This is a genomic window from Priestia sp. LL-8 (genome assembly GCF_036227845.1).
Taxonomy (GTDB): Bacteria; Bacillota; Bacilli; order Bacillales; family Bacillaceae_H; genus Priestia; species Priestia zanthoxyli.
This window is the reverse complement of sequence record NZ_JAZAQH010000001.1, coordinates 1,447,592-1,464,934: the sequence shown is the minus strand read 5'-3', so window position 1 is coordinate 1,464,934 and position 17,343 is coordinate 1,447,592. Positions and strand designations below refer to the sequence as shown.

Genomic DNA, 17,343 nt, shown 5'->3' with positions numbered 1-17,343 from the left:
TATCCCACCTTCTAACAGAATGTTGTGCGCGTAGCTAATTCAGTCATAACAAGCATGGCCTGATAAGCTTCTAAAATATCTTTTGCTTGAAACCGAACGGTCGTCGTTCCAGGTTCAATTTCTGTGCCCGGCATTAAATGCGCCCACTCTGCTTGACCGTAGTTTGCAAATTCTATTCGTAAGGTTGGATGTTTAGGTGGAATTAAAGGTTTGACAAGGTGTTTGTGTTGAATAGCTGCGGCTGTTTTTTCTTGAAGTAATTGTTCTGCTTTCTTAGGGGTTAATGTTTTGGCTGCAGAACGTGAAATGGCCTGTTTGACGATAGCAGTCGTCACGTTTGGAATAAGCTGCTGTGCTTCCAGCGCCGTTTGGTCATCACCGGCTACCATTAAAACTGGCACGCCGTAATAGCCTGCGACGTATGCGTTGAAGCCTAACTCTCCAATATTCGTATCATCTATGTACATATTGCGAGCACCAAATATCATCGAATGAGACATGACACCAGGCATGGATGCTTTAGCATGATACCCTAGAAACATAGCACCATCAAAAGTCTGATCTAATCCCTGTACCATTGAATATGGCTTTACGCTTCCTGAAATAAGCTGAGTTTCTGGATGAAGCTGTTCAACAAGGAGATTATTCATACTCGAATGACTGTCATTTACCACAACTTCTGAGCACTGTTCTCTAAACCCTGCATAAATTACTGCATTTGCTTCATCCGTCATTATTTTGCGGCTTCTTTCATAATTTTCTTTCTGTCGCAGAACATTTGTGTGATCGATGAGTCCCGTAATTCCTTCCATATCAACCGACAGGTATAGTTTCATTTGTCTTATTCCTCCTCCTTTCTTGACTGTTAGTCAGTGCATTATAAATTATTCTTATGTTTATAATTTATAATTGTAAGAAAATTATAAATTATCTTTCTTCTTTTTACAACAATATATTGAATTTTTTGACACTTTATCCATCGTCCTTTTAACAAGATATCGCTTACAAATTGGAAATCCCATGGTAAAATAATAGAGCAGCCTGTTGGTTCATTCAGCCGCTCGTCGGCATTAATTGAGGTGTTAAGAATGTTTCGAGTTTCCATTGCTTCACTACAATGGTTTTTATTTATGATTTCTAATAGTATGATTGTTCCTATTGTAATTGCTTCTCAGTTTCATTTAAACGCAGCGGATTCTATTCAATTTTTACAGCGAACGTTATTTATTTTAGCTTTATCCGGGCTCTTGCAGGTGTTTATAGGGCATAAATACCCAATCATGGAAGGGCCAGCTGGCGTTTGGTGGGGCGTCTTTTCTCTGTATGCGAGCCTTGGAACCGTTCTGTTTGGTTCTCACTCTGAAACGCTCCGCGTGCTGCAGTTCACCCTTCTTATAAGCGGAATAATTGCTATTTTGATGAGCCTGCTTGGTCTCATTGATAAACTAGCAAAATACTTTACCCCGACAGTTACCGGTACATATTTAATTTTATTAGTGACGCAGCTCAGCGGTTCCTTTTTAAAAGGAATGTTTGGCATTACAGAAACAAATTCAGCTATTAAACTTCCAATTGCGCTGACTTCAGCTGCGATTTTGCTGCTGACTTTTTATTTACTATCGCACCGGACGTTAAATAAGCTCAGCATTATTATTAGTATCGGTGTGGGCTGGGGAGTATTTGCACTGCTGGGTTTAGCTAAACCGATTGAATTTCAAGCGCAGTTATTTTACATACCTAAAGTGTTTGTATTTGGAGCTCCTCGCGTTGAATGGAATATGGTTGTTACTGCTTTTTTTGTGACGCTCATTTTAATTACAAACATGCTCGCTTCTATTCGTGTTGTTGAGTCTGTTTATAAACACAAAGGAGAAAAAGTTGAAAAAGACAATATTAAGCGTTCTGGGATGGTTTCGGGTATAAGTCAGCTGCTTGGAGGATTGTTTTCAGGTGTCGGTGCCGTTCCTATTTCAGGTTCCGGTGGATTCATTTCAGCTACAAATCTTTATAGCCGCGTTCCTTTTATTGTAGCATCGTGTCTTTTGCTTTTTCTGAGTATCTTTACTCCTTTAACGTCCATTATGTCCGCTCTTCCTCCTGCCGTTGGATACGCGGCAATCTTTCCTGTTTTTACAGGGATGATGGCTCTTGGAATTGGAGAATTCAAGCATGCCAAACAGCCCGAAAAAGCAATGAAAAAAGCCGGTATTGCGTTGCTGTCGGGGATAGGGGTGATGTTTTTGCCTTCTCAAGCTTTTTCAACACTGCCTCCTTTAGTTACTACGTTTTTAAGCAACGGATTAGTTCTTGGCACCATTATCATTCTTGTACTGGAAATTTCCGAATCACTTTCTTTGAAAAGACAAGGTGCAAAAGAGGGGTAAAAAAAAGAAGCTGAAACCCAGCTTCTTTTTTTTACCTTCTTACCGTTAATCCTTTTAGTTCATCGTCTTCCATAGCCATTTCATAAAATTCTCCCGTTTCATCGTGTGCTAAAACATAATCCAACTCTTCCTGAGCAGAAGCGGTTTTTCCAAGAACAGCTAGATAGCATGCCAAGTTATAGCGAACAAAAAGATCTTCGTCTCCACTTTCTACTCTGGTTATCATAAGCGAAGCTGCTGCTTCCGTTTCACCTTCTAAATGATACGCGATACCTAAATCGGTATACATTCCTTCATACTCTTGACGCTGTTCAATTGCTTTTTGAAGAAGCTGAACAGTTTCATGATAACGTTCCGTTTTATTATACAGTTTTGCTAGTCCTGCATATATGTCAGGCTGATAAATCTCCTGCTGAAGTAATTCTTGAAAAGCTGCCTCCGATTTTTCTACCTCTTCAAGGCTACTCAAAATAAATGCTCGGTATATCTGCAAATCTATATGATATGGCTGCTGTTCAAGAAGTTTTTGCACTAAGTTTAGCGCTTCATGTGCAGCCTGTTCATTTTCATGGATATTAACAAGTATATTGGCTAAATGATAGGCAACATCAAAATCCCAGCTTTGATGCAGCGATTTTTTCAGCACGGTGATGCTATCTTCAATCAATCCTTTCTCTTCGTAAAAAGCCGCAAATGCATGCACAGCTTCTTTATTATTCCGATCCGTTTTTATAGCAAGTTCATACAGTTCAATCGTTAAGCCAAGCAGCGTAACCGTTTTTGCTTTTGCTTTGAACTTTGCTAAGCTTCGTTTGAAGATAGATCCTTGCTGCTCTTCTACGATCGAATCGGCATACTCATTTAAAGCCTCGGCTGCGTTTTTAAACAGCATGCTTTTTCTTTGTTTTTCCATTTTTATCTTTTTTAAATCTGCCGTAAGCCCAGACAGTTTTTTTCCATTTGGAAAGCTAGACATGAACGTTTGAAATAGAGCGTAATCTTCCGGATCCTCACTTAGTAGCTCTGCAAGAATTTTTCTAGCTTCTTCATATCTCTGCTCCATGATGAGCCATTTTGCCTGATGATGGCGAATAGCAGAATTCTGTGGATCCAGTTCAAGGGCCTTCTCTAGATACGTTTCAGCCTGTGAAATGTCTCCTTTTAGGCGATACACATGAGCATGGCTGTCAGCGAGCCATTGAGGCAGCACAACTTCCGCTACGCTTTTTAATACCTCTAACAGCTCTCCATACTCTTTCTCTGTTTCACAAAGTGAAGCTGCGTGCTCAACGTTTACTTCCATAGGATTCAGCTGTATCCATTGAAGCAGCCAATTCCTTTCAGCCGTACGATTTTGTTCTTCACAAGCCATTTCGGCAAGTTTCATACAAGCGGCTTCAAATGTTTTATCAAGAGTTAAGCATTTTTGGAAGGCCTCTTTTGCTTCAGCAATGCGATTCATTGATTGATATATTTCACCTAACCGATAATATGGCAAAGCATCTTGCTTGATATGAAGCGCTTGTTGATAAAGTTTCTCACTTTTTGTTAGCTGCTTGGCTTGTTCGTATAATATGCCTAAATAGCACATGTACAAAATCTCATTAGGGTGATCTTGATGTTCTGCGGTTAAAAACTTAATTCCACGAGTCAGTAAAGCCGTGTCTTCTAAATAACTCGTATATGCCTCTAACACTTCACCTAACGCTGTTTGAGCAAAATGAATTCCTTCTTCATAAAGAGCAAATCCAAACTCTATCGTTTGGTTGTCTAGCTCCTGTTGTTTTGCTGCATCTAAAAGCATGCTGCCTGCATCCAACAGGACGTCGCTGTTCGATGAAAACTTCTGCGCAATAAGCGTGAGCGTATCAACGGCCGTTAAATGTTCCCCTGTTTCTAGATACGCATAAGATAAGCCCAAATACATAAGGGCATCTTCTTCTATTTTTAAGCCTTCTTTATACAGAGCAATAGCTTCTTCGTACCTTTGATTCGCGACGTATAAATCGCCTAGTCTTCCTCGAATTGTCATGTCGCTCGGAAGATGCTTCATGCCTTCTTTGAGATAGCTTTCAGCTTCGTCCGTTTTTTCTAGTTGATATTGTAGCAAATCAGCTATCGAAAGGTATGGATAAGGAACAGTCGGCAAAAGCTGTTTAGCTACTTGAAATCCCCGGTAAGCTTTACGAAACTTTTTTAAATGTTCATCACAACGGGCTCTTTCAAACCAGCTGTGCGCATCTTTTGGGTTTTCTTTTAATAATGCGTCGAAAAGATTTCTGGCTTCCGCGTATCTTTCTTTCTCCATTAAAATAAGTCCGTGATTGATTTGTGTATAAGATTCATCGCCATACATATTTAAGGAAATAGTCGAGCATTCAAAAGCCTTTTCGAGGTTTCCTTTGTACATATATGCAAGTGCTAAATAGCTCCAGTTCAAATGCTGCTCTACGTCTAATTGCAGTGAGCTGCGCAGTGCTTCAACAGCCTCATCATATTTCTCTTCATCCAGCGCAATTCTCCCTTTAAGATAGTGATAAAAAGAGCTATGCTTTTTGTTATCTATGTGGTGTAACAAGGAAGATGCTCCCTTACTGTCGTCAAGTTTAAAAAAGGCATATGCGGCGTGAAGCTTAAGATAATCATGATTGCTATATTTCTCTAACACATGATTAATACACGTACGAATATAGGCTTCATGCTCTTTTCTGTACAAATGCTTCATACTGTAAATAGCGGCAAATGGAACATGCTCGTTTGCTTTTAATAAAGAAACGAGATCGTTAATGTGTGCCTCTTCATCCGCTTCAACTAGTTCGATTAAGTCATACAGCTGACGAATAAACACATCTTGCTCTTTAGAAAGTGAAGCGAGATTCGCTGCCGTTTTAGAAGCAACAATTGATAAAAACCCCGAATTAGCGTAATGCTGATCGAAATTTTTATATTCTACATAAGTTGGACTTAGAAAATTAGCATCTTGTACATGAAAAAGTTCAAGTTCGTCATCATAGCCAAATACAACTTGAACGTGGGAAGCTTGTTCAAATTCCAGACTGACCAAAATAGGCAGCCCTTTGTCTAATAGCTCTTTAAACTGTTCAACTGTGCCGGTAAAAAACATCGCTGCAAAGCCAAGAGATTCAAAGTAGCTCACCGCAGTTGATAATTTGGAGCCTAACCCTCCGTAAATACGAGTTCCAATCTCATCCTGTGTTTTTTCGGTATGTAAAAGCCTTAACATCATACTCATACTGGCTGGCACGCAATAATTATCTTTTTGAACAATTGGTACAATAGGAAGCTTGATTGTACTGGATTTATCGTCTGTATGCTTTCCGATTAATTTTTGATAAGGTGAATCTTTTAAACATCGCTTGGTCGAGAGCAGATGCGTAAGCTGAGATTGCTGCTGCTGTTCAAAATAAATATCAGCGCGCAGCAGCGTAAAAAAATCTTGATAATCGTGATAGGGTAACTTTGAGTCGATAAATTCAATCGTTTCAAGCAAAAGAGAATACTCTTTTAAATCTTTTAATCGCATCACTTTATCCATATATAAGGACGGAAGCTGTGGATAGCGGCCAATAGCCTCGTTAATTGTTTCAAGCGATTGTTCGTGCTTCCCTTCATACGCATATAAGTCTGCGAGCATTGCATAGCAAAAATCTCCATTCTCCTTATATGCTGTTCCTTCTTTTAAGCAGGATTCAGCTTTTATTCTGTCGTTGAGCTGCAAATAAAAATATCCCCATCTGTCAGCCATACCCTTTTGATTATGTGACGTTACTTGTTTCATCCACTTAGAAGCTTCATCCACTTGTTTCATTTCTAAAAGAATTCTTACCTTTAAAAAATAGATTTTCTCAAGCTGTTCCTCTTTCACTGATTCCGTATCCAGCTGAGAAATTAATAAAGAAAGTCTATCATCAGCGTCGAGTATCTTGCCTTCGCGCAGGAGATCATCGCAATAAAGAGTCACCATTCGAATCGAGCCAAATCGACGATAGCCATATGTCGTTAACATTCGGCTTAAACGATTTAATAAAGCTTCATCACAAAAGCGGATAAGCTCGTACAGCTCTTCTTCCGTTTGTAAGTTTGTTAACCATTCTTTCACAATTCCCGCAAGGCTCTTTGGTTGAAGGCTTTGTACTTCTTCTGTTATATACGCTACAAGATCAAATATTTGATAATGATCCACCATGCTTTTTAATTTCTGATAATTTATACTCAATTCAAAACCACCTTATTCAATAAAATAAGAACTATTGCATCTGCTGTCTATAAATTGAAGTATAAGAAATTTCAAGGATTTTTTCTAGACACAATATAAATTTAAGCATATTGACGGGTCTTTAAATAGCAAAAAGCTGTCTTTTATCATAAGACAGCTCCGTAAAGTCACACTTCAGCTTTCTTCAGTTTTACGCCGCCTTCAGGTTTTGGTTTGATAGCTTTTAAAACTAAAATGGCACCTACTGCACTAATCCCTAGAGACGTTTGGAACACAGCCATGTCCGACCACTTCATAAGCAATGTATAAAGAGGAGGCCCAGCTGCTACTCCGACAAAGCGCATCGAACTGTAAAGAGACGTAATGGTTCCTCTCTCTTCCTTTTCAATTCCTTCTGTAATAAGCGCATCAAGACTGGGAAGAGCTGCTCCAATTCCAATTCCACCAAGCACTAAAGTGAGTAAAATACTAAAAAGAGACGTATTAAAAAATAAAATGATGAAAGAACATGTTAACAATAAAAAGCCAAAAAAAGCAGACCACTTCATAACGATTTTATTGTTTCCAACTTTTTTCCCGGCCACAAAAGAAGAAATAGACAAAGCGAGCAAAGGAATAGCCATTACTAAACCTTTTTTTGTATTCACAATATGATAACGCTCCTCTAGTATGGTCGATAGGTAAAATAAAACACCGAATAATACAAGCATAATAATGGCACCTAAAATAAAAATAGCCATAAGCCATCCAATATTTTCTTTGAGCGTCTTCTTCAAATCCTTCAAAAACTGCGTAATACTTTTCTTTTTTTGTTCAGATTCAGAAGAACTATCATTTTTCGGAACTTTCACTAAAAAAATAACCAAAAAAATCGAAATAAGGCAAAGAATAGGAATGAACCAAAAAGGAAGAAACCAAATCATAGCCGCTAAAAAAGCTCCCAGTATTGGGCTTAGTACTTTCCCAAACGTATTAGCTGTTTCAATTAAACCTAGCCCTTTTGTAATTTCTTGCTCGTCTTTGAACATATCTCCTACACAAGGCATCACAACAGGCATAGCTCCTGCTGAACCTATTCCTTGAATCGCGCGGCCAATTAAAATAACCCAGAAAGGATTGGCCATTTGCCATGAAGCCCAGCCTGTTAAAGCCCCTCCTACTGCAGCAAGCAGCAAACTGGGAATAATAATTTTCTTGCGGCCAAATCGATCTGATAAATAACCAGCAATCGGGATTAAAAAAATAGCGAAAATTGAGTAGACCGTGATGATCATGGATACCTGCAACGAGCTTATCTGTAGACGTTTTTCAATCACCGGCAATACCGGAATTAACATTGAATTTCCGAGGGTCATGATAAGTGGCACAGAAGCAAGAGCAAGTAAATCCAATTTTTTTCTACTTTCCATAGCGTCCTCCAAACCTTACTTCTAATTAACGTCACAATCACACGTTTTTCAATTTAAGCTTTATAAAACCTCTCGTGTTCATTGATTTTAAAGCTTAACTATCTCATTACATAAGATGATGTGTATCTATATTTTTTAGCTAAAAAGGTGATTGCTATTCATGGTTTCACTGTTCTTCTTTAATTTATTGAACTTTGTGATTTATCCCTGTTAATACTTGTAAAATCACATATTTTTAATCCTATATATGAAGAAGCGTACGAGTATCTACGTACGCTTCTTCATATATAGGTGTCATCTTGTTACACTACTTCACCTCGATGACCATCTCCATCATACATAAACTGTTTATCAATGATATGTTCGATATATATGGTTGTCAAATCACTTTTTTTCACTTGAGCTACAATTAATCCTAACGGATCGCCAATGGTGAAGCTTGTTCCATTTTGAAACATTAGCAGCTGCTCATTTAAATGCAATACGCGCTTATAAATTTGCTCTTTCTCTAGGTTGCTGCGGCTCTTTGCTGCTTCGAGCGTTGAAAATAACAAAATGATTTCTTTTCCATTTACTTGTGTACGATACATACACGACCCACTCCTTATCACCGCGTTAAAATTATGCTGACTATACTCTTATTATAAACTAAATTTTCAGTTATTTTTCATCTCATAAGAAATTTTTTTAGTTATAGTTGTACTGTATCCACGTTAAATAAAAATTTAATTTTCAGAAAAATTAAATTTTAATATTGAAACTTTATTTCTTATTATTATATAATATAAACAATCATTTACCTCTATTGGAAATGATAATTCGAGTTTCAGCAGCATGAGGCTGCACAGTACTAGGGGGATTCAAGTTATGCAAAATGGTAAAGTAAAATGGTTCAACAATGAAAAAGGCTATGGCTTTATTGAAGTTGAAGGCGGCAGCGACGTATTTGTACATTTTTCTGCCATCCAAGGCGAAGGTTATAAATCCTTAGAAGAAGGACAAGAGGTATCTTTTGAAATTGTAGAAGGCAATAGAGGCCCGCAAGCCGCTAATGTCACTAAGCTATCATAAATAGATCTTTTTATTTTATAGTAAAAGAGACTCTTTTCCGAGTCTCTTTTTTGTTATACCTAGCGTTTGGCCTCAGTAAGCTGCTGTTCACATGTTTGAATAGACTGCATGCATTGCTGAAAAAATTGCTCGTCTACTCCTGTGCCATGAGCTTTGGCAGATTGAAGCTGTGCTTTTGCATCATTAAGCGCATTCGTTGCCTCTTCAAGCTGCTGAGGACTCATACTCATCGTAGCTGTCCCAATCATCTTTTGAGCAGATTGAATAGACACTTCTACTTGCTTTAAATCATTATATCCTGTTGTTACTTCTTCATTTGAAAACTTATCCATTGAAAGAACACCTCCATATGGATAGAATGAAGCTGCTGCCGGCAAATTATACACGCTTACTTTTTAGTCAGCAAATCTCCATACTGCTTAATTTTTTCTCCTACGGTACACTCTTTAATACAAAACGTTTGAGCGTATGTTTTGCCCTTTTCTTTATTAAACGTTTTTTTTACAAAACAATCACTACAGTAGTAATCCAATAACTCCGTTACTTCTTCTAATAATTGTTTACGTTCCACTCTCGTTCATCTCCATTTCGTTCTGTGTGTTACACTTGCTTCCTGCTAGCAATTGGTATCCCTTGAAGAGCTTGAGTAGCAAGCTGGTCAGCCTCTTCATTTTCCTTCCTTGAAATAGGCTCATATACGGGTCGGATACCAAGTTCCTGCATTTTATCTTCTATTCGATCTAAGTACCGATTAAACTCTTCTTCGAAACAGGGCCACTCCCCAGCCAGCTGATTTAATACAACCTGAGAGTCACCTCTAAACGTTACCGGTATATGATGAACACCAAGTTCCTCAAGCTCTTGTATTAAATAATAAAAAGCAGCATACTCTGCCTCATTATTTGATTCAATCTCTTGCAACCTTGAGTTGCGTCGTATTCGGTAAGAGTTGTTGTTCTGTTTAAAATAAATCACAACCCCAAGCCCCGCTAAGAGCGTATCATGCTCATAGCCTCCGTCAAAATATGCCACAATATCGTGAGGCTCTGTCTGTACTTCCTGTAAGAGCTTTTTCGCTTCTTTTACAGTCCATTTTTGCTGCTGCTCATCAAGTAGAAAAATTTCCTTCGTTCGACCTGTTTTTTCTAAATCACCCACAATCATTAGCGCCTCATTCGCATCTGTAAAATCGGATGTGAAAATTAACTGTTTATGTTTCGAGGATTTATAATGCCATTCAATTTGGAAATTCATAACGAGCATTCCTTTCATCAGCAATTTTGAATTCAACACTTTTTCTGCTTTTTTGTATTTTATCTTCTATTATGTCTTTTCATGACAGTTTTCTTACCTAATAAGCGGATTTTAGCGTTTATACGTGCTAATATAAAATAGCTGAAGTACTTATGATACAATACTATTGATGAAAAAACATGGTTTAAGCTTATATTGTTTTAACAAGGAGGCTGTATGATGATTGAAGTTTATATAGACGGAGCCACTGCTGGCAACCCTGGTCCTTCTGGAGCTGGTATTTTAATTAAAGGAAATGGTGAACATCATCGTTACGCTATTGCTCTTGGGACAATGACGAATCATGAAGCAGAGTACCATGCACTTCTTCATGCATTAAAAATTTGTTTAGAAAAAAAGTATACGAGCGTATCTTTTCGAACGGACTCTCAGCTAGTAGACCGCGCAATGAACCAAGAATACGTTAAGAATAAAGCGTTTGCTCCTTTACTGGAAGAAGCCCTCAAATTGTCCAGTCAATTTGATTTATTTTTTATAAAGTGGATCCCTAGCTCTCAAAATGCAGGTGCTGATCAGCTGGCCAGACAAGCCATTAATCAAAAAGAAGCAGGAATGTAATCCTGCTTAAATCATACCTGATGACTTTAAATATTGAATGGCTTGTTTTTGATTTCTAATACGATTTGATGTCAAATTCTCGAGGAGCGATACAAAAAAACTGCCGTCAAATTCTTTTTGTACTTTTAGTGTCCATTCAATTGTAAATATGACCATCTCGTCAGCTGCACGCGTATACTGCTGACCAAATGAAATAAATCCACGTGCATCTTCTGCTAAATGAAAGCCTTTTTCTTCAAGATAAAGAAGATACTCTTCAACGGTTTGAGCTGTTTTTGTCACTTTTTCGTCCCATCCTTTTGCAAAGGTTCTTCTTTATCTTAGCTTACTTTTGGCTATTTGACTATGATTTCCCTTCTAAAAAGTAGCCAATTGCTCCAAGTGCTACTCCTAAAATGGCTCCGCCAATCACTTCTTCGGGCTGATGCCCAAGCATTTCTTTCAAGCGCTGTTCCGTCAAATCGTGAAAGCCTCCGTCTGGAAGACCCGCAAGCTTTTCAATTTCTTCATCTAACGTATTCACTTTAATAGTAATTTCGCCAGTCTGCCTTCGAATTCCTTGTGCATCGTACATCACAATAATTCCAAAAACAGATGCTAACGCAAAGTCAATTGTAGAAACACCTCTTTTTAATGCTACATAGGTAGCCAAAGAAGATACGCCGGCTGAATGAGAGCTTGGCATTCCACCCGACGCAGCAATCATCCGCATATCCCATTTTCCTGTTTGATACTTTTTAATTGGGATTTTTAAAGCTTGTGCTAAACCGATTGATGAAAGAGCAATGACAATTCCTTTATTCATATTGCTTCACCTCATCTATAGTTTGCGATGGATTGACATCTTGTACCCAAGCAAATATTGCCCAACAAAAAACGCCGGGCTAATCTGCTGACAGAGCAGACTAATCCCGGCGTTTTTAGAAACAGTTCTGTTATTTTTTACGCTTTTTTTGTGCAGCATTATTCATTTTGGCAGATTCAACTTCAGCATAAGAGCCGAATTCTTGTCCATATTGATTATTTGCACTTTTATTAGCTTCTAACTTCTTGTTAACAGAATTATTTTGGTTTTGTTGCACGTTGAACTCAGAAGCAAACTCCCCAGCATAAGTGTCATTTGCACTTTTTGCACGCTTTGCTTTTTGAGCCTGATTTGCTTTAAACTCAGAAGAGAACTCTTGGTTATAATTATGCTTTGCATTGTTATTCGCTTGCGCATTTTTATTACCTAATTTTTGACGACCCATCGCTATCTCCTCCTATTTGTACCTCGTTGGTACACTATTAGTATGGATCAAGCGGCACGTCATATCCTGTTCAAATTAAGGTAAAAACACCAGAGCTTAGCACGTTTATATTCTTGCTACGTACTCTTTAACCATTTCTTCTGTCACTACTTTACGGCCTGGAATGATGGTATATTTTTGAGATAGCTCATTAATTTCCGCTGTTACAGCATTAATACCGTCTATAGAAAAGGGCTTCCCTTCTTTGCAAAGAAGCACAGCTGCTTCAATAGCTTGCTCGCGTCGAGCTTCTAAGCTGGCAAAAGCACGTACTAATTCGTGCTGTTTTTTAGAATGGGCTGAAATTTCTTTATGTACACTCATGTTCTTTCCTCCATTATATGATGCTGAGTTAGTAAAAATAAGTTAATGTCCTCATAACTGATTTGCTTTTCCGGTAATTCTTTTAGGCTTTTTTCTATCGCTGCAGCTTCTTTCTTCATGCTGTCCAAAAAGTTTTTCATCTTTTCATTAAAAGCAACTTTCCCGCTTATCTTGCATTGTACAAACTGCTCAATGATGGATTGTTGCCTATTGTCGAGATTTGCCTGCTTACATAAATCGGCAAATAAAATGACAGGGAAACTGCGCTGCTTTACTACTACTTTCAGTGATAAAAATGCACGAATCAGTTGGAGCATCACTTTTATATCCTCTATTGTAACAGAAGATGTCAGATTTCTTTTACTATTTATCGTTAAAATTTTAAAATAATGATATCCCAATGCTTTTAAGGAATATGATTGAGCCATCATTTGTCGAAGTGGCTCAGCAAACGATGGCTTCTGATAATAAACAAAAGGCGACCATAGCCACTCATAAAGCGAAGGGTTTGATTTTGTAAACAAATAAATGGTTTTGTACAAATCCCACCCTTGCATATCACAATTGCCTTCTGCTACATTAATGACCTCTTGAGGTCTAGTGAGATGAAGATAGCGTGATGCTTTATACTTATATATAAAGCGGACGTCATAATCACTCGCTAACGTGTCGAGTCCGTAAGCACGGCTGCCTGATTCACATGCAAACAAAATTTCCACATTATATTCTTTTTCAATTTCCTGTAAACGTTTATTTATGTGTGTAGACATAAAAATTAATGACCCTTTCTTTCCTCCAATACATGTTCTAGCACAGTCATTGTACTTACCAATTCTTGAATTGGAAATTCTTCAGACACGGCTGCTTGCAGCTGTTTGTAATAATCATACCATTCTTCAGATACAGACTGTTTATGCGCTAAAACGTACTGATTCACTAAATGGGTATAGTGTGAATGAAGAGCGGCTTCTTCTTTCGCAATGTAGTGATTGACGTCTGGCTTAATACGTTCTAGTAAAGCAGCGTGAAGCTTTGCTTTCTCATTTTTTTCAAAAAAGCTTTTATTGTTTTTATACAGTGAAAGCTCTTTTTGATACGATTCATTCTCATCAAATTGATGACTTGTCACAACTTCACTGCCATTTGGAGGCTCTAACGAGTTCAACGTTGGAGTAAACGTCGGTTCATAGCGCTGCAGCTTTGTAATGATCATTCGATGCCAGTCTTCGATTAATTTTACGATGTATTTTTCGATTCGCAAAGTGGTCGCACGCACTTCTTGCGTTGCGTCGAAGGAAATAGACGTTAACAACTCCTGCAAACACAGGCGCAGCTGCTTTTGCTTTTCACCTCGATCATCTCTTAAGTTTGCCGGACTGAAAGCTTCTTTAAAGAAGTCATCGTACCTCACAAACAGACGTTTTTTTACATAAAATAAGAGCTCTTCTAATTCTCGGTCAAACTGCTGCTGTTCATATTCAAAATGAATTTCATGCAGTTTTGCTGCTACCTGCTCATTTTTTATGTGAAGAGATTGAATATATCGCTTTTTATCCACTTCTGATTTTGTTTGCACCTGTTTCATTTCATTGGCAACTGCTAAAATTTGTTCGAAATCTGCATAGACACTTTGGATAGCAAGCTCTGGTAATTCATAATTTATGAAGCGATAAAACGCATTTTTGAATGGCAAAAACATTTTATCCTCGTGGTTTTGCAAAGCCTGCAAGCTCGATACCGGGTATAAGCGCGGAAAGCGTATACCATACTGTTCAAGCTGCTCTTTTACGTACGTCTGTACTAACTGTAGCTCTGTATCCGAGCTGGCTAGGTCCGCTGCATTTACTAAGAAAAACATTTTATCAAGCGCAAATACATCTTTTACACGGCCCAGCTGAATAAGAAATTCGCGGTCAGCTTTTGAAAACGCATGATTATAATACGTTACAAATAAAATGGCATCTGCATTTTTGATATACTCAAACGCTACTCCCGTGTGTCTCGCATTGATTGAATCAGCTCCGGGTGTATCAACGAGCGTAATGCCTAAGCGAGTAAATTCACAGTCATAATACAGGTTAATAAATTGAACAAAACACGCTTTTTCTTCTTTGGCTACATAATCATGAAATCCTTCTGTATCCACTACTACTTCTGAACCGATATGCTGCTTAACTTCGCCGTAGCCTTTTTCTACTGCCTGTAAAAACGACAAATGCAGCTGCAGCTCTTCTGTTGCCTGCAGGGTCGGAATAATCGTTAGCGCTTCGTCAATTGTTTCTACTTCATGATGAAACAGCTTAAGCGCACCATTTAAATCTTGGATCATCTGCTCGTTTGTTTTCATTTGCACAACAGCTGTTTTATGCGGCCGTTTTTCTGTTGGAGGCATAATTTTATTGATGGTTGCTGTTGTTGGGTTCGGAGATACTGGAAGTAATCTTTCTCCAATCAACGCATTAGCAAAAGATGACTTACCGGCACTGAATGCTCCGAATAAAGCTACGGTAAACGTTTGATTTGATAGCTTTTTACGCTTTTCTTGAAGCCTGTTAATAAAGCGGTCTAACTTTCCAAATGAACGGAGCTGTTCGAGAACAGCTGATACATCTTGAAGAACCTTTTCTGTTCCTGTTTCATGCACAGCTTCCTCAGGCTGTGAAACTAACTTCTGCTCACTCACAGCTTCACGCTTTTCTTCAGCTTTCATGATGCCCGTTTCATATTCTTCTTGTAACATATATGACAACTCGTTCGTATCTTCTGCCGTTAGGTCATCATCAGTTTGCTGTAAAGATTGAAGCAACGCTTTTTTACGTGCCAATTTTGCTTTCATTTCCTGAAGAGATGTATACGCTTCTTCAAATGCTTCACATTCCTGCAAGTGTTGATAAATTTTTTCACGCTTTACTTCATCTTGCTCGATTTTGCTCTGTTCGATTTGCGCATAAAGCTCGTATAATAATCGTGTCGCTTTTTTCTTAATATGATCAGCTACATCTTTTGCATACGTTAAAACATAATCACCATTAATCGTAGCTCCTGCCTTTACCGTTTCAATTAAATCATGCGGCTCTAACGGAATTTCAAACTGCTGAACCTGACGTATAAGATCCGGGTCTGTAAGATTTTGATTTTTCACCAGCTCTTGCACATATTGCTGCAAGTGCCACTGCAGCTGAGAAGCTGCTCGTTCTTTCATATCATCAAAAAATAACGTCAGCCGCTCTTTTTTTACTTCCTCGGTCTTCTTCTTAGCAAATAAAAGACCTACTTTAAAATCAGGCTTTGTCGTTTCTAAAAACAGCCTAGCTTTTTCTCTCATTTCATATGGTGTTAAATTGGCGTTGCTTAGTATCTTACCTGTTTCTTGTTGGTACGTTTCTGCTAGCTGCTTTTCAGCACGCCTCATTTCAGCTTCTTTTTCGAGAAGCTGCTCTTTTTGCTGCTTATTCATTTCATGGTTCTCAAGCGTCAGCTTATGGCGCAGCTCGTCATGAATCGTTAACTTTTCTTCTTCTTGGTCTTCAATAAAGGCAAGGTGATCGTCAATTACCATTTGCATCGCATGTTGAATATGCTGATGTCGGTTTTCTTTTTCCGTCATCATAGCAAGTAATAGAGATTTTACGTACGAAAGGTCATTATGACGGTTGGTTGGCTCTTTTAACGACGTATAGAAGATTCCTTCTGGTCTGACATTCCACTTTAAAAATGACGTTTCTACAGATTCTTTAAATGCTTGAAATGTTAGCTGATCTTCTTGGTGTTTGTCGATTTGATTTACAATTAAATAGAGCGTTTTATTAGCTTCTTGCAGCTGTTTTGCAAATTGAAGATTTAATTCTGCCTGCACATGATTATAATCCATCACGTAGAAAATAACGTCCGCTAAGTGAAGAGCTGACTCGGTCGATACACGATGCGCATCATCTGTGGAATCAATTCCCGGGGTGTCCATCACCACAACATTTTTAGGAATAGCATCTGTATCTATCGATAAATGAATGGACTCTACTTCATCTCCATCGACAGCAAACTGCTTAATTTGCTCATACTCATAAGGTGCTTCATAACGCACCGGCGGCTGTTTGCGGTAATAAACGGTTGCATGCTCATCCCCAGCTTTTACTGATACTAAGTTTGCGCTTGTTGGAATAGGACTTGCAGGCAAAATTGCTTGCCCCATTAATTCGTTAATCATGCTCGATTTTCCAGCCGAAAAATGTCCGCAAAATGCTACAACAAATTCGCCGTTTACCCACTTTTTTAACAGCTGTATTGCTTTTGCTGCCTGCTGTTCATCTCCAGCTGCTTGAAATTGCTTATGTAAATGAAAAAGAGATGCTTCCAATCGGAGATTTTCTTGATGTTTCACACTCACTTTACCCATTATTACTCTACCCCTTTTGCCTCATTCAAGACTGTATTTAAATGTTCTCTATCCATCTTCATTTCTGCTTATTCTTTCTCTATTTTACTTGATTCACATGCGTTTTCCCATAAAAAACTGAATTTTTAGTTACAAAAACAATAAAAAAAGCTGTCAATAATTTGACAGCTTTGCATCGTACTTTTTATTCACCGCATGTATGTTACGCCTTTTGGGCTTTTTCAATATTTTTCATTACATACGTTGTGACGCCAACATATGTAGCAAGTGCTCCGATCACAAAAAGACTAACCATTACGTCCACCACCGTTTCTACTTGATGAAATTGATAATCTTTATCATTTGTTTTATCTTATCATGAAAG

The 17,343-nt window shown here is 38.2% G+C and carries 16 protein-coding genes; 3 read left to right on the top strand and 13 right to left on the bottom strand.

The window, feature by feature from the left end; translation table 11 throughout:
- Positions 1-11 precede the first annotated feature (11 nt).
- Positions 12-836, bottom strand: a complete 825-nt coding sequence (locus tag U9R83_RS07415; protein ID WP_209368635.1) for a M55 family metallopeptidase — start codon at positions 834-836, stop codon at positions 12-14.
- 252 nt (positions 837-1,088) lie between these two features.
- Between U9R83_RS07415 and U9R83_RS07410 the strand changes: the two genes are divergently transcribed.
- Entirely contained in the window at positions 1,089-2,384 is a 1,296-nt protein-coding gene (locus U9R83_RS07410; protein ID WP_115653395.1) for a purine/pyrimidine permease, read from the top strand.
- 31 nt (positions 2,385-2,415) lie between these two features.
- Here U9R83_RS07410 and U9R83_RS07405 read toward each other — a convergent pair whose 3' ends face one another.
- From U9R83_RS07405 to U9R83_RS07395, 3 genes are all read right to left on the bottom strand, one after another.
- A complete protein-coding gene (locus tag U9R83_RS07405) occupies positions 2,416-6,621 on the bottom strand; it encodes a tetratricopeptide repeat protein (protein ID WP_226555800.1) in 4,206 nt (1,401 codons plus the stop codon).
- Between the two features lie 167 nt (positions 6,622-6,788).
- A complete protein-coding gene (locus U9R83_RS07400; protein ID WP_115653393.1) occupies positions 6,789-8,030 on the bottom strand; it encodes an MFS transporter in 1,242 nt (413 codons plus the stop codon).
- Between the two features lie 302 nt (positions 8,031-8,332).
- Positions 8,333-8,620 (bottom strand): hypothetical protein, encoded by a 288-nt coding sequence (locus U9R83_RS07395; protein ID WP_013056176.1) that lies wholly within the window; start codon positions 8,618-8,620, stop codon positions 8,333-8,335.
- Between the two features lie 277 nt (positions 8,621-8,897).
- On the opposite strand from U9R83_RS07395, the gene cspD reads away from it, so the two are divergent.
- Entirely contained in the window at positions 8,898-9,101 is a 204-nt protein-coding gene (gene cspD / locus U9R83_RS07390) for a cold-shock protein CspD (protein WP_209368631.1), read from the top strand.
- Positions 9,102-9,160: 59 nt separating this feature from the next.
- On the opposite strand, the gene U9R83_RS07385 is transcribed toward cspD, so the two are convergent.
- Genes U9R83_RS07385 through U9R83_RS07375 form a run of 3 tightly spaced genes read right to left on the bottom strand, consistent with a single transcriptional unit; the run spans position 9,161 to position 10,355 of the window.
- On the bottom strand, positions 9,161-9,433 hold the full coding sequence (locus tag U9R83_RS07385) for a DUF2564 family protein (RefSeq protein WP_014460911.1): 273 nt from the start codon (positions 9,431-9,433) through the stop codon (positions 9,161-9,163).
- Between the two features lie 56 nt (positions 9,434-9,489).
- Positions 9,490-9,672: a zinc-finger domain-containing protein gene (locus tag U9R83_RS07380; protein WP_013056173.1), complete on the bottom strand. Its 183-nt coding sequence runs from the start codon at positions 9,670-9,672 to the stop codon at positions 9,490-9,492.
- 29 nt (positions 9,673-9,701) lie between these two features.
- A complete protein-coding gene (locus U9R83_RS07375) occupies positions 9,702-10,355 on the bottom strand; it encodes a ribonuclease H family protein (protein WP_016763503.1) in 654 nt (217 codons plus the stop codon).
- Positions 10,356-10,574: 219 nt separating this feature from the next.
- Between U9R83_RS07375 and U9R83_RS07370 the strand changes: the two genes are divergently transcribed.
- A complete protein-coding gene (locus U9R83_RS07370; protein ID WP_033578453.1) occupies positions 10,575-10,973 on the top strand; it encodes a reverse transcriptase-like protein in 399 nt (132 codons plus the stop codon).
- Positions 10,974-10,979: 6 nt separating this feature from the next.
- Here the strand turns inward: U9R83_RS07370 and U9R83_RS07365 are convergent, their stop codons facing one another.
- The 6 genes from U9R83_RS07365 to U9R83_RS07340 form a co-directional block, all read right to left on the bottom strand.
- A complete protein-coding gene (locus tag U9R83_RS07365; RefSeq protein WP_014460914.1) occupies positions 10,980-11,255 on the bottom strand; it encodes a DUF6123 family protein in 276 nt (91 codons plus the stop codon).
- A gap of 61 nt (positions 11,256-11,316) precedes the next feature.
- Positions 11,317-11,778 carry a divergent PAP2 family protein gene (locus U9R83_RS07360; RefSeq protein ID WP_013056169.1) on the bottom strand — a complete coding sequence of 154 codons (462 nt, stop codon included), beginning with the start codon at positions 11,776-11,778 and terminating at the stop codon, positions 11,317-11,319.
- Positions 11,779-11,908: 130 nt separating this feature from the next.
- Positions 11,909-12,223: a hypothetical protein gene (locus U9R83_RS07355; protein ID WP_013056168.1), complete on the bottom strand. Its 315-nt coding sequence runs from the start codon at positions 12,221-12,223 to the stop codon at positions 11,909-11,911.
- Between the two features lie 105 nt (positions 12,224-12,328).
- Positions 12,329-12,586 (bottom strand): DUF2533 family protein, encoded by a 258-nt coding sequence (locus U9R83_RS07350; RefSeq protein WP_226555802.1) that lies wholly within the window; start codon positions 12,584-12,586, stop codon positions 12,329-12,331.
- Positions 12,583-13,356 carry a nucleotidyltransferase domain-containing protein gene (locus U9R83_RS07345; protein ID WP_014460916.1) on the bottom strand — a complete coding sequence of 258 codons (774 nt, stop codon included), beginning with the start codon at positions 13,354-13,356 and terminating at the stop codon, positions 12,583-12,585. The genes U9R83_RS07350 and U9R83_RS07345 overlap by 4 nt, the downstream gene beginning before the upstream one ends.
- A 5-nt stretch (positions 13,357-13,361) precedes the next feature.
- Positions 13,362-16,979 (bottom strand): dynamin family protein, encoded by a 3,618-nt coding sequence (locus U9R83_RS07340; RefSeq protein ID WP_116737252.1) that lies wholly within the window; start codon positions 16,977-16,979, stop codon positions 13,362-13,364.
- Between the last annotated feature and the right edge of the window lie 364 nt (positions 16,980-17,343).